The sequence below is a fragment of the Chlorogloeopsis sp. ULAP02 genome (assembly GCF_038404745.2).
Classification (GTDB): domain Bacteria; phylum Cyanobacteriota; class Cyanobacteriia; order Cyanobacteriales; family Nostocaceae; genus Chlorogloeopsis.
This window is the reverse complement of the sequence record NZ_JAYKTT020000036.1, coordinates 1-1,672: the sequence shown is the minus strand read 5'-3', so window position 1 is coordinate 1,672 and position 1,672 is coordinate 1. Positions and strand designations below refer to the sequence as shown.

The 1,672-nt window shown below is 44.7% G+C and carries 2 protein-coding genes; one reads left to right on the top strand and one right to left on the bottom strand.

Annotation, left to right across the window (positions count from 1 at the left end):
* Nucleotides 1–28: 28 nt before the first annotated feature.
* The gene (gene tnpA / locus U2718_RS14530; protein ID WP_411813289.1) at nucleotides 29–442 is read right to left on the bottom strand and encodes an IS200/IS605 family transposase; all 414 of its coding nucleotides are present in this window, start codon (nucleotides 440–442) and stop codon (nucleotides 29–31) included.
* Between the two features lie 27 nt (nucleotides 443–469).
* Here tnpA and U2718_RS14525 point away from each other — a divergent pair.
* The coding region (locus U2718_RS14525) for an RNA-guided endonuclease InsQ/TnpB family protein (protein WP_411813288.1) at nucleotides 470–1,672 on the top strand (1,203 nt) is incomplete at its 3' end.

The following is a 1,672-nucleotide window of genomic DNA, read 5'->3' as shown; positions in this document are numbered from 1 at the left end:
GGGTCGGCGTCGGGACAGAGCCGACCAATCATCCTCGACTGTGAGACTGGATGTATTCCTCAAGAATCTTAAGAGGTGCGCCCCCAGCAGAACGGATATAAAGTTGGTCACCCCATAATCCTTTGCTCCAATTCTGAAAGTAAGGTTTCAATTCCGATTCAAATTCCTTGCGAAGAACGCGGCTTGTTGCCGATTTGATTGACCCTAGTAAGGTTGAGATGTTGTTGTCTGGATGGATGTCCAATAGTAAGTGGATGTGATTGCTTTGTCCCTTACACTCCAACAAAATACACTTGTTTTTTACTAGTACATTGGCTGCAACCTCTTGGAATCGTTCAGCCATTTTTTGTGTCAGGCATTCTCGACGGTAAGCCGTGACAAAGTAGGTGTGCAACTGGATGGAGAAAACGCAATGCGCTCCTTTGCGGTAAATAGTTGTCATCCGTTCGACTGATGATATAATCTCTTTATGGTAACAACACGGCGTATCACATTCAAGCTCTATCCAAGTCGTCAGCAACAGAAGACATTTCACTACTGGCGAAAGCTTCATTGCGCTTTGTATAATGCTGCCGTGTACAACAGAAAGACTCAATATCAAAAGTTTGGTCACTCTGTTAATTATCTAGAACAACAGAATTGTTTACCCGAATTTAAGGAAGTCTGGACAGAGTATAAGCCGCTAGGTTCTCATGCTCTACAAGCTACTTTAAAGCGGGTAGACTTTGCGTTTGTGCGTTTTTTCAAAGGCTTAGGAGGATACCCGAAATTCAAGGCGTCCCGTCGCTATAGTGGCTGGACTTATCCGTGCAAAGCAGGATGGAAAGCTGAAACAGACGGGAAAAACGGTCATCTGAGTATTACCAATTTGGGCAAAATTCAGATGCGAGGAAAAGCAAGAGCTTGGGGGACTCCAACAACTTGCACCATCATCTTCCGCAATGGGGCGTGGTTTGCTTCTATCACCGTTCAATGCGACCCTGTTCGTGAGACTGGAACTGACTCTATTGGTATTGACTTAGGCTGCAAAGATGTTGTTACTCTTTCTACTGGCGAAAAGATAGCCAAGCCCGACTTCATTAAAGAAGGTCAACAGAAACTTAAGGCAGCATCTAAAAAATTACGACGTAAGCGTTCACCTAATTTCAAAAAGAGAGTCAAAGCCTCACGACGATGGAAACGTGAGCGTCAAAAGGTTTCGCAGCTACAAAGAAAAGTAACCCGACACAGAGAGGATTGGTTACACAAAACTACCAGCAACATAGTTAGCGGTAATAGCCTAGTTGCTGGCGAGAAGTTAAACGTTAAGGGGATGACAGCAAAAGCTAAAAAGGGGAAACGAAAAGCCCAAAAAGCAGGGCTTAATCGTTCAATCCTTGACGTTGGATTTGGCATGATTGGGCAAATGCTTGAGTACAAGTTAGCTGAGGCAGGAGGATTATATGTGGAATCTCCAACTCAAACACTCAAGCCTACTCAGAGGTGTGTCAAATGTTGGGAGTTAACGCCTAAAACATTAGCCGATAGAGTTCATGTTTGCTCTAATCCCAACTGCACCCACACTGAGGATAGAGATGTTAATGCGGCTCAAGTTAATTTGATTTGGGCAAGGGGTTTGGAACGAGCCTCTTTAGGCGCAGAGTCGCCTAGCTCTACCGCGTGCGCAAGTATG